Below are 21619 nucleotides of genomic sequence, written 5' to 3'. Positions count from 1 at the left end.
TCCACCTAGGGCCATGAAGGCGCAGGGGAAGAGTAGTAAACCAGACCAACCGATGAAGACGAAACGGTCTCTTTTGAGCCAGTCATCGAGAGCATCAAACAGCCCTCTTTCTGGGGCGCGTCCGACAGCAATGGTCATGGGGGTTTTCTCCGAAAAATGTATATTATTGCTAAGATTCCGCGCTCTCTTCTCCATCTATCCGAGCAGGCGAGCAGATGTGTGGAAGAATTGTGAGAAATCTTTACTTTTCTTAACTTACACTATATTGGAAAAAATGACCAATATTTTTTAGGTCGATCTTAAGAAAATCTAAAATTTTTCGGGGAGACCACTTGCTGGGCGTTGCGGGAGGAGACCACTTCGTGCGCGTTGCGGGGGGGTTTGGGGAGATGGGGAGATATGCCGCCTCAATTGCTTGGTATTGTCGTCTTCACGTCTTGAGTGGAATGCTAGACCCCTCTGTGGGGTAATTCTCCCAAAATTGAGGTGATTAAACCGCCTAGTGTCGTATTGGGTTTTATTTAGTGGTGTTGGATCTATGCAAGTGGGATACTATAATAGAGGAGGTTGCTAGACGGCAGGGGGCGGTATAATTAATAGTTAGCGCAGCCATGTCTTCCCACAATCCCTTCTTAAGTGGTAGAATACACGTTCTAATTATGGTTGTGTTTTAGGTGAAAATGAAAAGGGATTGAGAATGGATGTAAAGCAGTTAAAGGTGATCGACCTTTTTGCGGGTGCGGGTGGGTTTGGTCTAGGGTTTAAGTTGGCTGGGTATGATTTATTATGCTCGCTGGAATTTGATCAATGGGCTTGTGATACCTTAAGAGAGAATGATAAACAGCAAGTTGTTGTAGAGAAAGATATTCGTGATTTCCAAGCACCTGATGAAATCAAGTCTGTTTGTTCTATTACGCCTGACTTAATCATTGGAGGGCCACCTTGTCAAGGCTTTAGTATTGCTGGTCCAGCGCAAAAAGATCCAAAGGATCCTCGAAACAGCTTGTTTGTTGATTTTGCTCGATGGGTTGAATATTTACAACCTACAGCCTTTGTAATGGAGAATGTAAAAGGGTTATTGTCACGAAACAATGCGGCACATGAGCGCGTGATAGACATTATCCAAAACACATTTGAAAATATTGGTTACAGTGTAGAACTTTGGGTATTGAATGCCGCCAATTTCGGTGTGCCTCAAACTAGGGAAAGAATATTCATTGTTGGAAACAATTTAGGTATAGATAAAATCGGGGAACCCCAAATAAACCATAATCTAGATATCACAGGTTATCCAGAACAAAATGAACAATTATCATCATTCCCAAAGGGAGAATTTTCTCTTGTCCCCGCGATAACTTTGTGGGACGCAATATCTGACTTGCCAAATCTACAAGCTAGTGAAGGGTGCGAGGTGCAGGCATATTTGCATAGACCGACAAATTCTTATCAGGAATGGGCAAGAGAAAATTCTAATGCGCTGTTCAATCATGTAGCAATGAATCATTCACCTCGTCTGGTCGAAAGATTCAAACATATAGGATGGGGGGAATCAAGCGCAGATGTCCCTCCAGAACACATGCCACGCACACGTAACGGCAATGGCAATCTGTCTCATCAGGCTTATGACCAGAACAATCGCAGGTTGCATCCTTATAAACCGTCTCATACCATTGCCGCTTCTTTCTATGCCAACTTTATACATCCTTTTCAACACAGAAATATTACGGCACGAGAAGGAGCACGCCTTCAATCATTCCCTGATTGGTACAGATTTATGGGCAAGAAAACAACTCCTTCCCATAAATTACTAAAACGCGAAGGGCGGTTGGAAGATGCCCATTTATGCCAATATAACCAAATAGGCAATGCCGTTCCACCTTTGTTAGCTAGAGCGATAGCAATTCATTTACGCAAGGAGTTGTTTGATGTTAGTACACGGTTCCAATCTGCTTCAAAAAGAAGCACATCAGACGAAATACTTGGACGCAGAGAGCCGTCAATACCTCGCTGAGATTAGAGAAAAATACAATGCTTGGCATCTAGCCAATGCCCAGTTAATTGGGCCATCTGCGAAGTGCCTAGATCAGGATCAAGAAATAGTTCAACAACGTGTTGTTCTGCTTGAAGAGTATAAAGATTTTCTTGATCAACAACATTATGCAGAAAAGTTTGACTCTCGCTCTAATCTTCATTCCTCTGTTCTGGAAGAATTTTTGTACTACTTGTTCCGGGATTTAGTAGCAGACTTTGGGAAAAACGCACTTATCGGCAAATCCCATGCCTTCAAGGACATATTTTTTGCCCCACCTAATTATCAAGGTATGATGGAACGTGCTCATGCTCGCATTGAGCGCAAAGATCATGACTTTGTAATTGGGGTAACCATATCGGCAAACCTTGATTTGAAGACAAATCGCGACCATGAAAAGGATGGGCAATTGAGAATTGCAGAGGAACCGGGCGAATATACTGCGCGTTGGCAAGAAAACTCTGAAATACACTACTTTGATATAGCTGCTGTAGCTATTGAATGCAAAACGTATCTGGATAAGACAATGCTTGAAGGGTCATCGCGTGCTGCTGAACAATTGAAAGCTCGTAACCCTAATTCTTTGTACATAGTTGTCATGGAATGGCTTAAGCTTACCAGTGCCGTCAATCTCCACAAGTATGAGGTTGATCAAATATACGTTTTTCGGAAACAGAAAAACACAGACAGGGAATTTCGATTTGCTGACAGTTACCACAAGAAACCTATTGATCCCAATGTCGTATGGCATCTGTATCAAACTGTCCGCAATCACCTTACAAAAGATTGGGAAGGTGGGGTAGAACAAGGATTAGAGCGGGGGTGGTTACTCTAGAGTGATCGCAGATCTTGTCGGGTGCATTAACCAAATCTAACGCAGCCTAAGTTTGATCGCTATCGCTGTAGTCAAGAGTGTGATCTCCGATCTTTTTGGGTGCGTTAATAAAATGTAACGCGCCTTATTTTGTTTTAACGCAAGTGATTGTCTCGCAGTAGATTCTGATCAGGTATAATGCCAGATAAGGCAGCAATTTAAGAAAATTTACAATCAAGGATATTTTGGCACTGGTCTCAAACGATAACAATGATGGAAATAATTTTTCAATAGAAAGAGATGTAAAAAATCAAGGCAAAACTACGATCAAGATCAATGTGCAAATTGGGAAAGAAGTCCTTGAAAAAATTGATATGCCTGAACATAAATCGGCTCTGAAAGAATTAGACAGGGGTCGTCTGCTTTTTTATGTGACTTTTGCAGGCGGCAAGGGATACCTTGATAATAAAATATTTCTAAGGGATGTTATTAATGCGTGAGTTAAAATATATAGCTGAAACTCCACTTAATCATAGGAAGGATTACGGTCAGTTTTTTACACCTATGTGTGTTGCTCGCCTCATGGTACAGTGGGTTTTAAAAGATAATCCAGAAACAGTATTAGACCCAGCGTTTGGCTTAGGCGTTTTTTATGATGAAGCAATAAAAATACCTTCAGGTAATCAAGTACATTTCATTGGATATGAGATTGATAGAAATATATTTGAGTTTCTCAATCGTAATGGTGACAGTCCTTATTTGAGAGTTATCAATAGTGATTACCTCGAAGCTGAAACTGAAAAATTTGACGGTATCATTTGTAATCCACCATATATGCGATTTCAGAAATTTCTTAAGCGTCATGATATATTACCAAAAATTGAAGAAAAAATAGGGAAGAAACTTATCGGTTACTCTAATATCTCTTCCGTATTCCTTGTCAAGTCTTTAAGAGAACTTAAAATCAATGGTAACTTGGCGTATATTATGCCTTTTGAGTTTTTTAATACTGGCTACGGAAAAGAAATCAAAAAAAGTCTCCTTGAAAATCATTTATTGAAGCAAATAATAATCTTTGACAATGAAAAAGAAATTTTCCCAGAGGCAACGACAACTGTTTGTGTGCTTCTTTGTAAAAATGACGGAAAAAAAGAAACCATTAAAATTTTACAGATTAAAAAAAGTGATGAAATAGATAAAATATCTGATATTAGTAAATTCTATCAGTGGGAAATCGAACCATCGAATTTACCATACAACCAAAAGTGGACACCTATTATTTCATCATTGTTCACTGAACAAGTATCTCCAAATGGCTTCTGTAAGTTGTCCCTATACGGTAGGTTTACGAGAGGTATTGCTACTGGCGCAAATGAATTTTTTGCGTTAAAAAAATCACAAATTGAGCAACGGAAGTTGAGTGATAACAATATTTGTAAGTGTATTACAAAAAGCTCTCAAATCCGCAAAGCAGTATTTACTGAGCATAATTTTAATATGCTATACAATGAGGATAAGCCAGTCCATTGTTTAGATGTAAAAGATCACGACAACTCTGAAATACGAAATTACATAAAAGAAGGCGAAAAATTGGGATACCATGGGAGGTATCTTACAAAAACAAGGAAGACCTGGTACAAAATTGAAAATAGAAAACCGGCTCCAATTTTATTCGGCGTCTTTAGCAGGGGCAGGTTAAAAGTAATACGCAATTTCACAACAGCAATAAATTTTACCTGCTTTCATTCCTTTTATCCAAATAAATTCGGACAACAATTTATTAATAAATTATTTGTGTATTTGCTCAGTGATATTGGACAGGAAATAATAAAAATCAATAAACGAAGTTATGGTGATGAATTAGACAAGTTTGAACCAAGGGATTTGAATGATAGCTTATGTCCAAGCCAGAAACAATTTGAAATGATCAGTGATGAAGATGCTGAAGAAGTAATTAGTATTGCACAAAATGATCACAAAAAAGCAATTCTCATGAGTAATGCTCTGATCAAAAGACTTATGGACTCCCAACAATGCGCTGCACCGGACGGCAATTCTGCTGCGCTCCATAGTGCGATCGCCGATCTGGTTGGGTGTGTTAATAAAATAGAACTCTTGCAAATTAATTATATGTTATAATGATGGGTTAACTAATTTTCCCCAAAAAATTAGTTAATCAGTACATTCGTCCTGAATGAAAACTTGAAGTTTAACTTTTAACTCAAAACTCTTTAGAGCTGCTTTAATTTGGTTATCAAAACCTCTTTATTTAAGCAGCACAAACTATCTCAATTTTTATAATTGAGAATAAATTCTCCTTGACTTGATTAATCTTTAGGCAACTTTTAAGAAGCTGCTATACCTATCCCTAACTCACAGTTATAAATAGCCGCCAACAAGTTAACTCTTAAACTATATCTTCGACGACGATTCCGATATTTACAGGATAAGATTTTAAAGGTTTTGAGTTTCCTATTTATATGTTCAATGATAATCCTTTCTTTGGCTAAAGCCTTGTTATACTCTTTTTCTAACTCTGTTAATTTTCTATTTTTCGGTTTCTTTTTCGGTGTATAACTATTACTATGGTATGCAGCTATTCCCTGATAACCACTGTCTTCTATGCTGGTAGTTAAAGGATGAAAACGAACTCGACTTTTTTTAAATAAACTAAAATCATGACCTCTGCCTTTCCCACAAAAGACACAGATAATTTCCTCTGTATTTTGATCAGCTACTAATTGGGATTTTAAAGTATGATAACCTCTTTTACCCCCCAAAAAATCTTTCTGTTTCTTTTGGGGGCGTTCAATGGGAGTTTCCGTTACATCCATTACCGTTATGACCGGTATCTCTGCTTGATTGAGTAAAGCTTTTTTTCCTTTTAAACGGAAGTTTCCCGATTGTAAAAGCATTTTTTCCGTCTTATTTACAATCCGACATATAGTTGATTCTGATAGTTCCCAGCTTGTACCAATGTGAAAATATGTTCTATATTCTCGCCAATATTCTAACGTTACTAAAACTTGTTCTTCTATAGATAGTTTAGGTTTCGGTCCCCTTTTAGATGGTGAATTAGAGTCGGCTTCAACACTTTTTACTGATTCTACCATCTTTCTATATGTTTGTTTATACACACCGAAACGGCGTTTGAATTGTTCATCTGATAAGTTTTGATAATCCATAATTTTGCTAATAAACATAGCAAAATTATAGATGATTTCCTGACCTAAGATCACATTTTATTCTTTTTTCCACTTCAATCTAAGAATTGAGAAAAAAGCAAAACCTTATATCATACCATAAAAAAATTATGCAAGAGGTCTAATGTAACGCGCCTTATTTTGTTTTAACGCAAGTGATTGTCTCGGAGCAGATTCTGATCAGGATTTTGTAGGCTGCATTCCCCAAGACAACGCCTAATTACTCCGCCAATAAATTCCTGGGAACGCACCAAGATTTGTTAGCGCTCTCCGTAAGGATTCAGATCATAGAAAAAGCATTCAAACCTATACTAGGTAAGCATTTGGGCGAATTATGCCAAAATACTCACTCTCATTAAGAAATGCTGAAAGCCTTAATTCTCGTGCTTATTGACAATGAATCTGTTAGTTTGGTGAGTTTTGAGATTGTAGAAGCCTCTCTGTGAATGCGTTTGAGGCACCTGAATCCTTACGCGCTCTCCTTATCTATTTATGTCATAATTATTTTTTATTCTGGTCAGCCTAAAAATTAGGTATCGGTTATGAACGCATTTACTGCTGTTGTAGAAAAAGATTTTGATACTAATCTCTATGTTGGTTATGTCCCTGGGTTCCCCGGAGTACATTCTCAAGGTGAAACTTTAGATGAATTACAGACAAATCTTTGTGAAGTGATAGAAATGATCCTTGAGGATGAACAAACAAAATTTAAAACAGTATTTGTGGGTACACAGTAATCATCAGCAATATACCTGTTCTGAAACCACAGGAAGTGGTTCGTATCTTAGAAAATCTTGGCTTTGTTGAGGTACGTCAGAAAGGCTCCCATAAACAGTTCTGTCCTGAAGATGGACGTGCAACTACTGTTCCATTTCATCAAGGACGAGATATTGCACCTAGATTATTACGACAGATTGCGAGCGATATTAACTTGACAGTGGAAGAGTTTTTAGAGTCGAGGTAAAGTCTATTTTCGCCAACTTTTAAAGCAGTGCCAAATACCAGTGTATTCCTATGACGTTGACGATTTTGAGTTAGATTTGAAAAACTTACGGGAGTTGGGGCGATTGTGATTGTTGTTAGGGAAACAATGCTAGACCTCTCTGTGCGGTAATTATCCTCAAATTGAGGTGATTAAACCCCACAGTGCCATATTAATTCTTATTAAGGGGTGTTAGACCGATGGAAGTGGGATACTATAATAGAGGAGGTTGCTCGACCGCAGGGAGCAGTATAATTAATCAGCAATTCTCATTTTAAAAAGTAACAAGTGATACAGACAGAAACAAAGCTTTAAGCAAGCTACAAAATGCGCTCCCGCGAGTGCGACTGCATCGCAGAGAAGTGAGTATATAGAGTATTTATACTCAAAATATTTGAAAGATGGGAGAAATCTAGAACAAAAGTTCTCTACATCAGAAAGAGAACCAAATAAAAATTGATGATTGTTGTCTGTTGAGGTAAAATTATTAAGTTGGAAATATTAATTAATCAAACTGTTCTGCGATGACGAAAAAGGCTGTGACTTTAGAAATTCCTGAATTAATACAATTTTTAGTTCAAGAATTACATGACTTACCCGATGACAGAAAACCAGGAAACAATACCAAATATCAGGTAGAAGATGCAGTTAAGGCGGCTTTTTCGGTTTTTTTTACTCAGTCACCTTCTTTTTTAGAGCATCAACGTTTGATGAAAAGTAGTAAGGGAAAAGATAATGCTTCAAGTTTATTTGGTATCAAAAAAATACCTTGTGATCATCAAATCAGAAACCTGTTAGATCCTATCCCAGCTGCCACAATATTTGGCTCTTTTCAACAAGTCTATCAATGGTTAAAAAAACAGGGAGTTATTAAAAAATTTTTCTACTTAGATGAGGAAATTTTAATAGCTTTAGATGGTACGGAATATTTTTCTTCAAAGAAAATTAGTTGTCCCCATTGTAATTGCCGCAATCCTCGTAATGGAACGACAACTTATTTTCATGGTTGCGTCACGCCAATTGTGGTTTCTCCTGAGCAAAAACAAGTGATTAATTTAGAACCAGAATTTATTAAAAAACAAGATGGGCAGCAAAAACAAGATTGTGAAAATGCGGCTGTTAAAAGATGGTTAGATAAGAATCATCAAAAGAAGTATGGTTATCCTGTAACCCTGTTAGGAGATGACTTATACTCTCGCCAACCTATCTGTGAGTTAGCTCTAAAACAAGGTTATAATTTTATTTTTGTTTGTCTTGAAACTTCTCATAAAACCTTATATGAATGGCTAGAATTTTTAGAAAAAAGTGGAGAAGTTAAAGCCGTAGAAAAGAAACAATGGGATGGAGGAAAGAATCTCATTTATCGTTATCGTTATGTTTCTAGAGTTCCTCTGAGAGAGGTCGAGTCAAGTCTCGAAGTTAATTGGTGTGAAGTCACGGTCATTAATGAAAAAACACAGAAAATTATCTATCAAAATAATTGGATTACCAATCATGAAATTCCTGAAAATAATGTTGAAAAAATTGTCAAAGCTGGACGCAGCAGATGGAAAGTTGAGAATGAAGGAAATAACGTTCTTAAAAATCACGGTTATAATTTAGAACATAATTTTGGTCATGGTCAAAGTCATTTATGCGAGTTCTTGTTGTCTTTAAATTTACTAGCTTTTTTATTTCATACCGTTTTAGATTTAGTTAATCATACTTATCAAAAGATTCGTGAGTTATTAGTTACTCGCACCAGTTTTTTTAATGATATTCGTACTTTATTAAAATATTTTTGGTTTAAGAATTGGTCAGAGTTTTTCTTGTTTATTCTTACCGAATATGTCCCGCTCAAAAAAATAAATTCTAGTTAAAAATGTCAATTTTTCGAGAGAAGGAAAGATTATTTTATTCATTGAAAAAACCAGAAATTAGGTCAGAATTTCAGCTAAATTTATGAGTTGAGATAAGTTTTTTATGGGCAGATATTTTAAAACTGTCTCTTGAAGCTAATTATGATGATTATCTTGAAAAAAATGATAATTAGACAGAAGTTCTCTTGTTCACATAGAGAACTTTATCTTCTTTTGTTTTCAAAATGAGAATTGCTGCTGGAATTATTAATTAGTTGGCGGGTTAGTATGGAAATAAATAACATCCTAGAAACTGAAGATAGAGAGGTGTTTATGACCTTATCTCAAACCTATCAGGAATGGAAGGAAGCAACTAAACAGGAAGGACGACAGGAAGGAAAACTGGAATCTATTCCCCGTTTGCTGGTTTTGGGTTTAAGTGTGGAACAAATCGCTCAAGCTTTGGATTTAGACTTAGAACAGGTCCGACAAGCGGCACGAGAGTAAAGGTGGAGAGTTAAAACGCAAAAATGCCACAATGGATAAAATAGGCATTTTCTGACTAACTGACATCTTCTATGAGCAACCACCTAAGCGGAAGCGAGATTCGCCAGCGATTTTTAGACTTTTTTGCGGCCAGAAACCATAAAATTCTCCCTAGTGCCTCTCTAGTACCAGAAGACCCCACCGTTTTGCTGACTATTGCGGGAATGCTCCCTTTTAAGCCGATTTTCTTGGGACAAAAGACCCCAGAATTTCCCCGCGCTACCACTTCCCAAAAATGTATTCGCACCAACGATATCGAAAATGTCGGCCGGACTGCTAGACACCATACTTTTTTTGAGATGTTGGGCAATTTTAGCTTTGGTGATTATTTTAAAGAACAAGCGATCGCCTGGGCCTGGGAATTGTCCACAGAAGTTTTTAACCTTCCCCCCGAAAGATTAGTCGTTAGTGTCTTTAGAGAGGATGAGGAAGCTTTCGCTATCTGGCGCGATAAAATCGGTATTCCTGCCCATCGTATCCAAAAAATGGGCGAAGCGGATAACTTTTGGGTATCGGGTCCCACGGGTCCCTGTGGTCCCTGTTCGGAAATTTACTACGATTTTCACCCGGAATTAGGGGATAAAACCATCGATTTAGAGGATGATAGCCGTTTTATCGAGTTTTATAACCTCGTCTTCATGCAGTATAACCGCGACGCGGACGGCAATCTAACACCCCTAGCGAATAAAAATATCGATACGGGGATGGGTTTGGAACGGATGGCGCAAATCCTGCAAAAAGTCGCCAATAACTACGAAACTGACCTAATTTTCCCGATTGTCGCCGAAGCAGCCCGGTTAGCAGCCATAGACTACCAGAAAGCGGACGAAAAAACGAAAGTTTCCCTAAAAGTCATCGGCGATCATGTGCGTTCAGTAGTACACATGGTGGCGGATGGTATCTCAGCATCGAATACTGACAGAGGTTACGTCTTGCGTCGTCTGATTCGTAGAGTAGTACGGCACGGGCGTTTAATCGGTATTGAAGGTCAATTTATCACCAAAGTGGCGGAAGTGGCGATCGCTCTTTCCGAGTCCGTCTATGGCAATGTTCGGGAACGAGAAACGGTGATCAAGGCAGAATTAGAGCGAGAGGAAGCGAGATTTTTAGAAACCCTAGAAAGAGGCGAGAAACTGCTCGAATCGATTCTAGAAAAAGAAAAAAGCCAGATTTCGGGAGTCGATGCCTTTACCCTTTATGATACCTATGGCTTCCCCCTCGAACTCACTCAAGAAATCGCCGAGGAGCAGGGTTTAAGCGTCGATACGGCGGGTTTCGAGCAGGAAATGAAAAAACAGCAGCAAAGATCAAAAGCCGCCCACGAAACCATAGATTTGACGGTACAGGGCAGTTTAGATAAGCTGGCAGAACATATTCACCCGACGGAATTTCTCGGTTATACGGATTTGCAAGCAACCGCAACAGTAACGGCGGTTTTAGTCGCTGGTAAAACGGTGGAATCGGCCGCAGCAGGCACTGAGGTGCAGGTAGTTCTCGATCAAACGCCTTTTTATGCTGAATCGGGTGGACAAATCGGTGATAAGGGTTATTTAACCGGCGATAATCTGCTTATCCGCGTTGAGGATGTGCAGAAAGAATCGGGGATTTTTATCCATTTTGGTCGGATTGAGCGGGGAATTGTCACCACCGGCGATACAATTAATGCTCAGATCGATCGCTCCTGTCGTCGTCGCGCTCAAGCTAATCATACCGCGACCCATCTGCTACAATCGGCCCTGAAAAAGCTTGTCGATGGGGGGATTTCCCAAGCAGGTTCCCTCGTCAGTTTTGAGCGCCTCCGTTTTGATTTTAACTGTCCTCGTCCCCTGACTGGTGCTGAATTGCAACAGGTGGAAGAACAGATTAACACTTGGATTGCCGAAGCGCATGACACCGAGATAGCGGTGATGGGATTGGAAGAAGCGAAGCAAAAGGGAGCTATTGCCATGTTTGGCGAGAAATACGGCTCAGAAGTGCGAGTTATTGATATTCCTAGCGTTTCTATGGAATTATGCGGGGGAACTCACGTTAAAAATACCGCCGAGATCGGTTTATTTAAAATCATCTCCGAGACGGGAATCGCCGCAGGAATTCGACGCATCGAAGCGGTGGCCGGCCCTGCCGTGTTAGCATACCTGAATGAACGGGATCAGGTGGTGCGGGATCTGTGCGATCGCTTTAAGGTCAAACCTCTGGAAATTCCCGATCGCATTACGGCCCTACAATCGGAGTTAAAAGGCACACAAAAGCAGTTAGAAGCGGTTAAACAGGAGTTGGCACTAAATAAATCGGATGCTTTGCTATCTCAAGCTGAATCTATCGGCGAATTTAAGCTATTAGTCGCTTCTTTGGGCGATATTGATGCTAATGCTTTGATGGCCGCAGCCGAAAGACTACAGCAAAAATTAGGGGAAGGGGCGGTAATTTTGGCCTCGACTCCCGCAGCTGATAAAGTGAGTTTAGTGGCCGCTTTTAGTCCCCGGGTGATTAAAGATAAGGGTTTACAAGCGGGTAAATTTATCGGTGCGATCGCTAAAATCTGCGCCGGTGGTGGTGGTGGTCGTCCCAATTTAGCTCAAGCTGGGGGACGGGATGCTAGTAAGTTAAGCGAAGCTTTAGCTAAGGCCAAAAGTCAGTTAACTAGCAGTTTACAATAGTTTTAAGGGTGGGCATTTTGTCCACCTTTAAAAAATTAGTTATCCTCTCAGTGTGATTGGTAAAAATAATATGGAACTACTGATCAAGAATTTGGGATCAATTAGAAATAATAATCAAACTATAGATTTAATGGTTATTGGTGCGCTTCCATATAGGCTCGAAGCAACTGATTGATCTGTGTTTGATAGCCTTTTCCCTGAGATTTAAACCACTCGAATACATCATTATCAATGGAGAGAGTAACTTCAGCTTTGGCCTTGGTTACGGGGACACTTCGCAGCACTACGGATTTAGCAAACATTTCAGGTGTAATTTCTGGACAGTCTGACAAATCAATATCTTCGTCGCTCGGCTCTCCCAGCTTTGGTGGGTAAAATGTATTCTAAGATACATTTATCAAGAGCGAGGGGGTGGAACGAACCACAAAGACACAAAGGACACAAAGATCGATCGATCCTATGTCAATTAAACTTATCACACAGAACCTAGAAGAGCCGTCGCTCATTGCGTCTAATCGTTGCCAATCAGTTTGAGAGTTGCTTAAAGTAGGTTCGTTGTTCATATTTCGTTGCCTTTCTTGCAGAAATAATACGAGTGTAATCCTCACGTTCAGTATGGACAACGGCAATAATTCGCCCTTTTAGTAAACCCAATGTAACAAAACGCTGCTCTCCATAATCGAGACGATCATCTTCAACCGTTAAAAGGTCCCCATCGAAAACGGCGGGAACATCGGCTAAATCTATACCGTGTTTAAGAAGATTAGTAAGTCGTTTTGCTTCATCCCATCAGTATTCCATAACTGAACGACTGTTACAACTTTCAATTAAATAGTCATTATCAACACATTTAGACTCTCATTGTCATATTATAGACTTAGTTAAGAGAATTATTAGAGAACCTTAACCATGCTCAAACATTATGACGTGACCATCCAAGGTGATCGCATCCAATGGCTAGGGGAAAAGCCCAAAGCACAGAATATTCGCGCCATCATTATCATTGAAGAAGAACCATCTCTCTCGACCCAAGTAAAACGCACGACCCCTGCTCATTTAATCGGTAAAGGCAAAACCTTAGGGGATATTGTCAGTCCTATCGTGGAACAAGAAGATTGGGAATGTCTAAAATGATCATCCTTGATACCCATATTTGGTTTTGGTATATCAATGAAAACTTTGAGCAATTTCCCCTAGAATGGAAAGCCCAGATTCAACAAGCCGATAGCGTAGGAGTATCCCCCATTTCTTGTTATGAAATGGCTTTGGCCCATCAAAAAGGTCGTTTAGCACTGGATATTCCCATCCAACAATGGCTTCTCGATGCCCTAACCCCTTCAGGCATTGAATTATTACCTTTAACTCCAGAAATTACCCTAAAAGCGGTTAATCTCTCTCCCGTTCACAAAGATCCCTTTGACCGCATCATTATTGGTACGGCTTTGGAATATAAGGCAAAACTCGCCAGTATTGATAGCTTATTTCCCAAATATCCCGAACTCAAAGATTACCTGATGTCAGCTTAGAAGCCCACTCTCCGAACCCTAAATTTTTACGTCATACCCAAGGACACAAGAGCGGCGATCGCACGATAAATCTCTATAATCTGGAATATCCCCCCATTCCAAACCACCCATGACAGCCAAAGAACAACTCCTGCAGGAAATTGAGAAAAGCTCCGAGCCTCTCCTACAAGAAGTTCTCGACTTCCTCCTATCGGCACGCTCAGAAAAATATCCTGAAACTCGTAAACCCATCTGGCAAATCGCTCAGGAAATTATGGCTGATGTTCCGCCAGAAATTATCGCTCAACTCCCCACTGACGGAGCCGAACAACACGATTATTATCTTGACAGGACACCAAAATGCGAAGATTGACATCCTCGCCGCCGTAAACGGACGGTGATTCCCAAACCTCACGATTTAGGTTTCTGCTTCTTTCCCGAAGGATTTTTCGCACCTGCCTTAACAGATTTACTCTGTCTATCTATTTCGATGTAATTTCTGCCGTACCAACGGCATTTATAGGCTAATTGTCGAGTGATTTCTCCCCAACTAACGTCAGATATTGCCTGAGATAATTTCGGGTTTTTGACCATATTCTTGACGGCTAAATTCTCAACCACAATCGTTTGGTTTTCACGAACTAATTGAGTGGTTAGCTTGTGTAAATGGTCTTTTCTGTTATCGGTGATTCGAGCGTGAATCCTGGCTACTTTGATTCTCGCTTTTTCTCGATTCTTTGAGCCTTTCTGTTTTCTAGAAAGACTTTTAGATGCTCTTCGCAGTCTCCGATAATGCTTGTTAAAATGCTTGGGATTAGATACTTTATCGCCGTCGCTGGTAATCACAAGGCTACTAATTCCTAAGTCAATTCCAATGGCTTTATCTGTTACTGGTAATGGCTTAATTGTTGGGTCATCAAATCTAATTGAGATATGCCAACGTCCAGAAGGATGTAATCTGACTGTTACTGTACTTGGGTCACAAGCTTCTGGTATTTGTCTTGACCATCGAATAGGTAAAGGTTCTGTGCATTTAGCTAAATAGATTTGTCTGTCTTTAAATTTAAAAGCAGATTTGGTAAATTCGGCACTTCCTCCTTGATGTTTTTTCTTAAAGCTAGGATACTTAGTACGACCAGCAAAGAAGTTAGTAAAAGCTGTTTGTAAATGCCTTAACCCTTGTTGTAAAGGTACACAGCTAACTTCGTTTAAAAACTCTAATTCTTCTTGTTTTTTCCAATCAGTTAGCATTGAAGAAGTTTGAGCGTAGCCTACTCTTTCTTGCTTTTCGTACCATGCTTGTGTTCTGAGATGGAGAGCTTTATTGTAAACCAATCTTACACAGCCCAATGTGCGCCGCAATAGCGACTCTTGTTCTGGTGTGGGGTAAAATCGGTAAGAATAGGCTTTTTCCATGTCTCACATTTTAGCATATATTTTGTAAACGATGCTCATATTTGACAGTAAAGCCGCCGTAAAACGGCAGGGTTTCAGACCCAAATTTTTCAATGAAAATAATTTTGTAACCGTTCAGGGGGGGGGTTCAAGCGACCAGTGGCATTGACTCTGTGGGCAAAAATTGCTATTAACTACCCGGAGGGGGAATTACAGGAATTTCGATCCCGTCCGGCGCTAAGGGGGGAGGTGTGGGGGTTAGTTCTGGCTGGTAAATAGGTTCAGGCGTACTAACTAAGGGAATATTTTCCAGCACGGGAAGACGGGGAGTGATGGGTTGCGAAAACAGCGCTTGAATTGCCGCTTTTCTGGTTTCTGGAGGTTCCAAAGCTTGCTGCCAGAGACTTTCATAAAAGAAGAAAATCACCCCTAAACCCCGTTGACGAGCAGCCAATACCTTTTCTTCAATAAAGGGTAACGCGATCGGTCGATTGCGTAAACCGGTTAAAACCCCCACACCAGTGGGTATCGTTTGCTGGGTTTCCTGAATTTCGGGACGCTCTAATTGTTTGAGAAAACTGGGCAGATCGGGACGATAAACCTGTACAATTAACTCATCGACTAATCCTTGCCGCACCCAACCGAGCCAATCCTGTAGATGACCATTATAGGCGAATTCGTAGGGATTAGGGGCGATCGAAAGCAGTATATTCGGTTTAATTGCCTCAATTGATTCTTTGAGATTAGCCAGAAAAGCGGTGATTTTATCGGCCCGCCATTTTGTCCATTCGGGATCCCGGGGGTTAGCCGGAGGCGTTTTTTCGGTTTCCTGTTGATAAAGGGCGATAGTATAGGGATCATAGCCGAATTCGTTGGGTAAACTCAGATGATCGTCGAATTGGATGCCGTTAATATCGTATTGTCCCACCACTTCCAAGACTAATTCCCGCAGAAAATTCTGCACCTCGGGACGGAAAGGATTCAACCACACCACCTCACCGGCTGCCCCTACCCAAGTGGTCCCTCCGTCCCGTTTTTGGGTTAACCAGTCCTGATGTTTTAAGGCTAATTCTGAGGTGGGAGGGGCCATAAATCCGAATTCAAACCAAGGAATGACCAATAATCCCCTGCCACGGGTTTGTTCCACCAATTCTGCCAAGATATCTTGTCCCTGCGCTCCCGTAGGCACAAAAGGCTGTATTCCTTCCCGTTGAGCGATCGCGCTAGGATAGAGAGCATAACCGGAATTCCAAACCACGGGATAGATAGCATTAAAATTGAGATTAACTAATTGCTCGATCGCCTGTTGTCGTTTATCCCTGTCCATCAGCATCGCAGTATCGTTGGTGGTGATCCAAACACCGCGGATATCAGGATCTCGACTTTGAGAGAAAGCAGCGGAAAAATAGCCTAATAGTAGGACTATGAGAAAAGATGCTAAGAATAGTAGTATGGGGAGCTTTTTAAGAATTTGCCGCCAAGTGCTGGTCGGAATTAGAAAAGTCATTTCTTTAAGGTGAAGATTAACGCTTTTAACTGGTTATGATAACAGCTTTGCTCAACTCTTTCAGGCTAGATCGACCAAAAATATATAGCTAGGGTTTGCCGAAAAAGTTTTTCGTGGGGACAGGGTGTGGGGTGTGGGGTGTGGGGTGTAGGTTTTTACCCATTTTCATCTGGTAAATTACCTAATTTTCAGGGAAAAAGTCCCAGAATTTTCCCCCCGATCCCTCCCAGATATGGTACTTTTTGATTGACAAAAAGTCTAAAAGTCTTACCCAACAAGGTTTTTAGATTTATTCGGCAAACCCTAGCTAGACACAATTAATTAGACATATCTAACCATCTTTTGCCTCTTGCCTCTTGCATGAGCGCCTATCCTAACCAAGAAGTTAATTTTGTCCTACTACTTATATATTTACCTATTTCTTCACTTGCGACAATTGACCTTGAGGATAGAAATCATCACGACGAACATCCAATTGATCTAGGGCCAGTAATAACCGATTGGAAGGACGAAAAAGAAATAAGTTGGCCTGGGGAATTTCTAGAACTTCTTTTAACTTATCGGTATCGGGGTTAGTGGTAGTCAGGAAGTATTGTACATCAGCATTAAGACGATAATTAAGGGAAAGCAAATCACCTAAGTTAGTCCAGTCATTACCTTCGTCGCTGATAATAATGGCATTGGGTACAGCATTAATTTTTCTGGCAACTTCGCCATTCCAATAACTAGGAACTTTTGCCCAACTGGTTTCGGAAAGAGCATTATTAAAGTTAGATATTATACTAGCAGTTAACAAAAAAGTCAAGATAATTTTACCTGAAAATTTACCTTGATTAAGCAATTGTGACAAGAAAAAAGCCACAGTTATATAGATAGTGGGAAAGGTCGCAATTAGATAACGGGTGACAGTTGATCTAGTGGTGGTCAAAATTAGATCGGGAATGACTAAAGCTAGGAAAGGTACTAGGGTTGAGGTAATTAGAAAAGTAAAAGCTATCGGGTTATTGTAGCGATAAACTCGCTCAAAAGCATAGATAGTTAAGATTAAAAAAATTAGTCTATATATATAGGTGAAGATGTTATTAAAACCAAAATCGCTATCGCTAAATGGACAAGTAAAAGTTAAGAGCCATAATTTACCGAACAATACCCAATCGAGATAGTTAACGGCAGCCCAACTGGTGGAGTTAAAGGCCCTTTGAGAGTTAGTTAAAAAAACCTGTAACCAGGGTATATATAAAATTATCATTGTTAACCCAGATAACAGGAAAAATATCAAGTTATTTTTTCGCTCTGGTTTCATAACAAGATACCAAATTATCAAGGCTGCTTGAGCAAATAAGTTGAGAATAAAAAAGAGATGGGTGTAGAGTCCGAGAGTATTAGAGAAGGTGTATAAAGACCAATTAACAAGAGTTCTTTTTTTGAGGCATTTTAACAGCATTAATTGACTGATTATCGTTAACAGAACCAAAAGACTATACTGACGAGACATTTGAGAAAATATTATATCAACTGGAGAGAGTGCCAATAAAATTACTGCTAAAACTGCCGTTAACTTTGATGTAAATAGTTCTAGGGATAGATAGTAAATAAATGGCAGAGATATAAGACTAAAAACAATCGCTAAACTGCGGGAAGAAGCGGGAGAAAAACCGAATATTTTTTCCCAGTAGCGAGAGATAATAAAGTATAAAGGTGGGTGTTGAGGGTCTTCTTGAGCGAGAGATTTTATTGTATCAAAAATATTACTTTCGGGTTTAAGTTGTTGAAATTTTTCTAATTCTGTGGTAGATAAAAGACGATTTTGAAAGATAGTATCAGCGATTTCCTTTGCTTGATAACCAGTGGTTCTAATCGTGGTGTAGGATTCATCATGCCAATAGACTTTTTGATCGATATTTGCCCAACGAAAAACCACACCAAGAGTTAGGATAATTGCCAAAAGTATTAAGAGCCAATTGGTTTTTATATAATTAATATTTGCTTGCATTTTAATAATTAGAGCGACTTTGTTTAAGATTGAGAAACTTGGTAAATTCTGGTTGAAAAAGTAGCTTAATTGTGCCAGTGGGACCATTACGATGCTTAGTAATAATTACTTCAGCCACACCTCGATCAGGACTATCGGGGTTATAATATTCATCTCGGTATAACATCATAATTAAATCCGCATCCTGTTCGATACTATTATGAACGATGATATTATTGGCAATAAAGTTATGCAGTTTATCTACTGTTAAATCATACACTTCTGTCTCTCCATCCGCTTGAATTGCCATAACTTCATCCCAATTAAAAGTTAGGTCTGAATTACTAAGAGAGCGAGGTAAAGCGATATAATTACCAATATTTAGTTCATCTAATCTTTGCCAACCGTGGACGGTCAAAAATTTATGATTGGCTGTAGTTCTAATCGTGCGACCTAAACGAGTTGTTAATCGAAAAACTGGCTTAAATCCTGTGGAAAATACCTTAGTTACCAGTGCTTTTTCTAATTTCATTGTTTCCTCATTAAGAGCAAAAACCGTAAAATTAGAGCAATTCACTAACTGACAAATTGGCACTTTAGCACGAGGATCGGCTAACTCAACTAAACTATCACCCGCTAAACATCCCGACTCGCGTAAATCGGACATCATCGGTCTTTTATTATTGCGAGATTCCACGGCGCGACTTAACTGAGAAAGAGCAATTACTGGAGCATGAATTTCTCTCGCTAAACCCTTAAGACTGCGGGTAATTTTAGAAAGTTCCTGAACGCGATTATCACCTCCCCCTTCCATTAATTGCAGATAATCGATTAAAACTAATCCCATTTGTCCCTTTTTTTCTGCCTGTAAACGCCGCACTTGGGAACGCATTTGAATTACACTTAAATTGGCACTGTCATCGATATATATGGGCAAATTTAATAACTTTTCTAGTCCCCCAAGAACCTTCTCTAAATCATTTTGTCCCAAACGGCCAGAGCGAATCCGATTACTTTCGATTTTAGCCTCATTCGATAACAAACGTTGGGCTAATTGTTCCTTAGACATCTCCAAACTAAAGACCGCTACAGGTAAATTCTGTTGAGCGATATTATAGGCAATATTAAGAGCAAAAGAAGTTTTTCCCATGGAAGGCCTACCCGCGATAATAACTAAATCCGAGGGTTGTAAACCACTGGTCATCGCATCGAGATCATAAAATTGAGTTTCGATACCGGGTAGAGTGGTGGTCTCCTGCATTTTCTCAATTTCGTTAAAAGTTTCGATTAAAGTATCCCCCAGAAAAATTAAACCCTCCTGGGGTCGTTTTTGGGTGAGACGAAAAATCTTTTGTTCCGATTCATCGAAAACATTTTCTAATTCTAGCGTCGTATCCCTGGCTAACTCGATAATTTCTCCCCCGGTGGAAATTAACTGACGACGCATATATTTATCCATCACTAATTCAGCATAGCGATCGATGTTAGCAGCCGAGACAGTGCGCTCAATTAATTGTAACAATCGCGGCATTCCCCCGATTTCTTCCAGCAGATGATTATCCTGTAACCAACTGCTAACCGTCATTAAATCCGTCGGTTTTCCCTTCCCTTGTAAAGCAAGCGCCGCACGATAAATATCTTGATGGGTTTTCACATAGAAAGCTTCTGGAATTAAAAAATCACTGATTCTACCTAACGCTTTTGGATCTAGTAAAATACCACCTAAGATAGATTCTTCCGCTTCAATATTTTGGGGGGGGAGGGATTGATCGCTAATCATTGTCAATGTTGACCGTGCTTTATCATTAATTATAGTCATTCACCCTAATTAAATACAAATGTTCAGGTTAATGATCGGGGTTGGGTTTTGGGGTTGGGTTTTGGGGTTTTAGTTGAAATTTCCCCACTTCCCCACTTCCCCACTTCCCCACTTCCCCCCGCAACGCGCACGAAGTGGTCTCCCCACTTCATAATTCATAATTCATAATTCATAATTCCCACTTCCCCTTTAAACAGGATTTAGTATGACTTTAATTGACTCCTCTCCTCTCCTCCCGGCCGTCTATTTTATTGGTGCGGGCCCCGGAGATCCGGAATTATTGACGGTAAAAGCCTATAAAATTCTCCAAAAAGCCGATGTTATCCTCTTTGCTGATTCCCTCGTCCCCAAACAGATTCTTGAGGATACTCGTCAAGATGCCGAGTTAATTCCCACCAGTAGCATCACCCTAGAGGAAATTATCCCTTTAATGATCGATCGCGTGCGTCGGGGTTTAGCGGTGGTGCGACTGCAATCGGGGGATTTAAGTCTCTATAGTGCCATCCAAGAGCAAATTGAGCTTTTGACAGCAGCAGATATCCCCTTTCAGCTAATCCCCGGAATTAGTGCCTTTCAAGGATTAGCGGCCAAATTGGCCCTAGAATTAACGATTCCCGAATTAGTCCAGACAATTATTCTCACCCGGGTGGAAGGAAAAGCATCTCCCATGCCAGAAAGTGAAGAATTAGCCTCTTTAGCCGCCCATAAAGCCAGTTTATGCCTATATTTAGCCGCCCGTCATGTTGACAAAGCCCAGGAAAAACTCCTACAATACTACGGGCCAGAGCAACAGGTGGCCGTTTGTTTCCGTCTCGGTTGGCCCGACGAAAAAATCTGGATTGTCCCCCTGTCAGAGATGGCCCAATTAACCCATCGGGAAAATTTAACTAGAACTACCCTTTATCTAATTAGTCCCGCTTTAAACCAGATTACAGGAACTCGATCGCAACTTTATCACCCGCAACATTCCCATCTTTTCCGTCCTCATCCTTAGGTATTTTCTGGGAAGTCTATCGAAAGAAACACTAGGTTTCTACCTAAAGTTAGAGTTAAAGAGCGGCGATTTTGTTTAAAATCGCAGTAGGAGGTAAGACAATTTTAAAAGCTTTTAAAATTAGTCTAACAATCCATGCACAACTGCCCTATATGTTCGGGAATTACCCTTCGTCACCTTGTGGCTAGTCGTGCCTACTGGTATTGTCCTCACTGTCGTCAGGAGGTTCCTAACTTCCTTGATTGCTCCATTCCTCGCAGGGTAGAGCGAGTTAGAGCGGAAAAAACAGTCTAGATTTTCAAGTTGGTAGATGGCAATAAGATCTGTGGGATGGGTTAAAAATTAACCCATCCCACTT

Annotated in this window: 17 protein-coding genes and 5 pseudogenes; 13 read left to right on the top strand and 9 right to left on the bottom strand. The window is 40.0% G+C overall.

Annotated elements, in window-relative coordinates; all coding sequences use genetic code 11:
• Positions 1 to 138 (bottom strand): annotated as a pseudogene (locus ACE1AQ_RS01615) (photosystem II D2 protein (photosystem q(a) protein)); the annotation flags it as partial.
• A gap of 559 nt (positions 139 to 697) precedes the next feature.
• Between ACE1AQ_RS01615 and ACE1AQ_RS01610 the strand changes: the two are divergent.
• From ACE1AQ_RS01610 to ACE1AQ_RS01595, 4 genes are all read left to right on the top strand, one after another.
• Positions 698 to 2011: a DNA cytosine methyltransferase gene (locus tag ACE1AQ_RS01610; protein ID WP_253257805.1), complete on the top strand. Its 1314-nt coding sequence runs from the start codon at positions 698 to 700 to the stop codon at positions 2009 to 2011.
• On the top strand, positions 1926 to 2864 hold the full coding sequence (locus ACE1AQ_RS01605) for a Bpu10I family restriction endonuclease (RefSeq protein ID WP_110546088.1): 939 nt from the start codon (positions 1926 to 1928) through the stop codon (positions 2862 to 2864). Before ACE1AQ_RS01610 ends, ACE1AQ_RS01605 begins: the two co-directional genes overlap by 86 nt.
• Before the next feature lie 224 nt (positions 2865 to 3088).
• A complete protein-coding gene (locus ACE1AQ_RS01600; RefSeq protein WP_253257804.1) occupies positions 3089 to 3343 on the top strand; it encodes an AccI family restriction endonuclease in 255 nt (84 codons plus the stop codon).
• Positions 3336 to 4982 (top strand): class I SAM-dependent DNA methyltransferase, encoded by a 1647-nt coding sequence (locus ACE1AQ_RS01595; protein WP_110546087.1) that lies wholly within the window; start codon positions 3336 to 3338, stop codon positions 4980 to 4982. Before ACE1AQ_RS01600 ends, ACE1AQ_RS01595 begins: the two co-directional genes overlap by 8 nt.
• A gap of 206 nt (positions 4983 to 5188) precedes the next feature.
• Here the strand turns inward: ACE1AQ_RS01595 and ACE1AQ_RS01590 are convergent, their stop codons facing one another.
• On the bottom strand, positions 5189 to 6046 hold the full coding sequence (locus ACE1AQ_RS01590) for an IS5-like element ISMae4 family transposase (protein ID WP_125732652.1): 858 nt from the start codon (positions 6044 to 6046) through the stop codon (positions 5189 to 5191).
• Between the two features lie 542 nt (positions 6047 to 6588).
• On the opposite strand from ACE1AQ_RS01590, the gene ACE1AQ_RS01585 reads away from it, so the two are divergent.
• From ACE1AQ_RS01585 to alaS, 5 genes and pseudogenes are all read left to right on the top strand, one after another.
• On the top strand, positions 6589 to 6783 hold the full coding sequence (locus ACE1AQ_RS01585; RefSeq protein ID WP_110546123.1) for a type II toxin-antitoxin system HicB family antitoxin: 195 nt from the start codon (positions 6589 to 6591) through the stop codon (positions 6781 to 6783).
• 35 nt (positions 6784 to 6818) lie between these two features.
• Positions 6819 to 7010, top strand: a complete 192-nt coding sequence (locus ACE1AQ_RS01580; protein WP_253257813.1) for a type II toxin-antitoxin system HicA family toxin — start codon at positions 6819 to 6821, stop codon at positions 7008 to 7010.
• Between the two features lie 542 nt (positions 7011 to 7552).
• Positions 7553 to 8801, top strand: a pseudogene (locus tag ACE1AQ_RS01575) (ISNCY family transposase).
• Positions 8802 to 9115: 314 nt separating this feature from the next.
• A pseudogene (locus ACE1AQ_RS01570) lies at positions 9116 to 9373 on the top strand (flagellar assembly protein H); the annotation flags it as partial.
• Between the two features lie 71 nt (positions 9374 to 9444).
• Positions 9445 to 12069 carry an alanine--tRNA ligase gene (alaS, locus tag ACE1AQ_RS01565; RefSeq protein ID WP_110545125.1) on the top strand — a complete coding sequence of 875 codons (2625 nt, stop codon included), beginning with the start codon at positions 9445 to 9447 and terminating at the stop codon, positions 12067 to 12069.
• A 134-nt stretch (positions 12070 to 12203) separates the two neighbouring features.
• On the opposite strand, the gene ACE1AQ_RS01560 is transcribed toward alaS, so the two are convergent.
• The 3 genes and pseudogenes from ACE1AQ_RS01560 to ACE1AQ_RS01550 all read right to left on the bottom strand — a co-directional run.
• Positions 12204 to 12401 carry a BrnA antitoxin family protein gene (locus ACE1AQ_RS01560; protein WP_232306231.1) on the bottom strand — a complete coding sequence of 66 codons (198 nt, stop codon included), beginning with the start codon at positions 12399 to 12401 and terminating at the stop codon, positions 12204 to 12206.
• Positions 12353 to 12548 (bottom strand): annotated as a pseudogene (locus tag ACE1AQ_RS01555) (hypothetical protein). The gene ACE1AQ_RS01560 and the pseudogene ACE1AQ_RS01555 overlap by 49 nt, the downstream one beginning before the upstream one ends.
• A gap of 46 nt (positions 12549 to 12594) precedes the next feature.
• Positions 12595 to 12858 (bottom strand): annotated as a pseudogene (locus tag ACE1AQ_RS01550) (BrnT family toxin); the annotation flags it as partial.
• 120 nt (positions 12859 to 12978) lie between these two features.
• On the opposite strand from ACE1AQ_RS01550, the gene ACE1AQ_RS01545 reads away from it, so the two are divergent.
• From ACE1AQ_RS01545 to ACE1AQ_RS01535, 3 genes are all read left to right on the top strand, one after another.
• On the top strand, positions 12979 to 13203 hold the full coding sequence (locus ACE1AQ_RS01545; protein ID WP_008205812.1) for a hypothetical protein: 225 nt from the start codon (positions 12979 to 12981) through the stop codon (positions 13201 to 13203).
• On the top strand, positions 13200 to 13595 hold the full coding sequence (locus tag ACE1AQ_RS01540; protein ID WP_008205811.1) for a type II toxin-antitoxin system VapC family toxin: 396 nt from the start codon (positions 13200 to 13202) through the stop codon (positions 13593 to 13595). Before ACE1AQ_RS01545 ends, ACE1AQ_RS01540 begins: the two co-directional genes overlap by 4 nt.
• A 109-nt stretch (positions 13596 to 13704) precedes the next feature.
• Entirely contained in the window at positions 13705 to 13947 is a 243-nt protein-coding gene (locus ACE1AQ_RS01535) for a hypothetical protein (protein WP_008205809.1), read from the top strand.
• 38 nt (positions 13948 to 13985) lie between these two features.
• Here the strand turns inward: ACE1AQ_RS01535 and ACE1AQ_RS01530 are convergent, their stop codons facing one another.
• The 4 genes from ACE1AQ_RS01530 to dnaB form a co-directional block, all read right to left on the bottom strand.
• Positions 13986 to 14990, bottom strand: a complete 1005-nt coding sequence (locus ACE1AQ_RS01530) for an RNA-guided endonuclease TnpB family protein (RefSeq protein ID WP_110545127.1) — start codon at positions 14988 to 14990, stop codon at positions 13986 to 13988.
• Positions 14991 to 15159: 169 nt separating this feature from the next.
• Entirely contained in the window at positions 15160 to 16476 is a 1317-nt protein-coding gene (locus ACE1AQ_RS01525) for a family 10 glycosylhydrolase (RefSeq protein WP_110545129.1), read from the bottom strand.
• A gap of 415 nt (positions 16477 to 16891) precedes the next feature.
• A complete protein-coding gene (locus ACE1AQ_RS01520; RefSeq protein ID WP_110545131.1) occupies positions 16892 to 18469 on the bottom strand; it encodes a glycosyltransferase family 39 protein in 1578 nt (525 codons plus the stop codon).
• A gap of 1 nt (position 18470) precedes the next feature.
• Positions 18471 to 20228, bottom strand: a complete 1758-nt coding sequence (gene dnaB, locus ACE1AQ_RS01515; protein ID WP_008205798.1) for a replicative DNA helicase — start codon at positions 20226 to 20228, stop codon at positions 18471 to 18473.
• A gap of 244 nt (positions 20229 to 20472) precedes the next feature.
• Here dnaB and cobM point away from each other — a divergent pair, with 244 nt between their 5' ends.
• Positions 20473 to 21261 (top strand): precorrin-4 C(11)-methyltransferase, encoded by a 789-nt coding sequence (gene cobM / locus ACE1AQ_RS01510; protein ID WP_110545133.1) that lies wholly within the window; start codon positions 20473 to 20475, stop codon positions 21259 to 21261.
• The last annotated feature ends 358 nt before the right edge of the window (positions 21262 to 21619 follow it).

This window comes from Microcystis sp. BLCC-F209 (assembly GCF_041928595.1).
Taxonomy (GTDB): domain Bacteria; phylum Cyanobacteriota; class Cyanobacteriia; order Cyanobacteriales; family Microcystaceae; genus Microcystis.
Note: the sequence above shows the minus strand (reverse complement) of the source record. Positions and strands in the feature narration are given on the sequence as shown.

Excerpts from the sequence above, each read along its gene's own strand:
- ACE1AQ_RS01610 (WP_253257805.1), top strand. The coding sequence starts at position 698 with ATGGATGTAAAGCAGTTAAAGGTGATCGACCTTTTTGCGGGTGCGGGT.
- ACE1AQ_RS01605 (WP_110546088.1), top strand. The coding sequence starts at position 1,926 with ATGTTAGTACACGGTTCCAATCTGCTTCAAAAAGAAGCACATCAGACG.
- ACE1AQ_RS01595 (WP_110546087.1), top strand. The coding sequence starts at position 3,336 with ATGCGTGAGTTAAAATATATAGCTGAAACTCCACTTAATCATAGGAAG.
- ACE1AQ_RS01590 (WP_125732652.1), bottom strand. The coding sequence starts at position 6,046 with ATGTTTATTAGCAAAATTATGGATTATCAAAACTTATCAGATGAACAA.
- ACE1AQ_RS01585 (WP_110546123.1), top strand. The coding sequence starts at position 6,589 with ATGAACGCATTTACTGCTGTTGTAGAAAAAGATTTTGATACTAATCTC.
- alaS (WP_110545125.1), top strand. The coding sequence starts at position 9,445 with ATGAGCAACCACCTAAGCGGAAGCGAGATTCGCCAGCGATTTTTAGAC.
- ACE1AQ_RS01545 (WP_008205812.1), top strand. The coding sequence starts at position 12,979 with ATGCTCAAACATTATGACGTGACCATCCAAGGTGATCGCATCCAATGG.
- ACE1AQ_RS01540 (WP_008205811.1), top strand. The coding sequence starts at position 13,200 with ATGATCATCCTTGATACCCATATTTGGTTTTGGTATATCAATGAAAAC.
- ACE1AQ_RS01535 (WP_008205809.1), top strand. The coding sequence starts at position 13,705 with ATGACAGCCAAAGAACAACTCCTGCAGGAAATTGAGAAAAGCTCCGAG.
- ACE1AQ_RS01530 (WP_110545127.1), bottom strand. The coding sequence starts at position 14,990 with ATGGAAAAAGCCTATTCTTACCGATTTTACCCCACACCAGAACAAGAG.
- ACE1AQ_RS01525 (WP_110545129.1), bottom strand. The coding sequence starts at position 16,476 with ATGACTTTTCTAATTCCGACCAGCACTTGGCGGCAAATTCTTAAAAAG.
- ACE1AQ_RS01520 (WP_110545131.1), bottom strand. The coding sequence starts at position 18,469 with ATGCAAGCAAATATTAATTATATAAAAACCAATTGGCTCTTAATACTT.
- dnaB (WP_008205798.1), bottom strand. The coding sequence starts at position 20,228 with ATGATTAGCGATCAATCCCTCCCCCCCCAAAATATTGAAGCGGAAGAA.
- cobM (WP_110545133.1), top strand. The coding sequence starts at position 20,473 with ATGACTTTAATTGACTCCTCTCCTCTCCTCCCGGCCGTCTATTTTATT.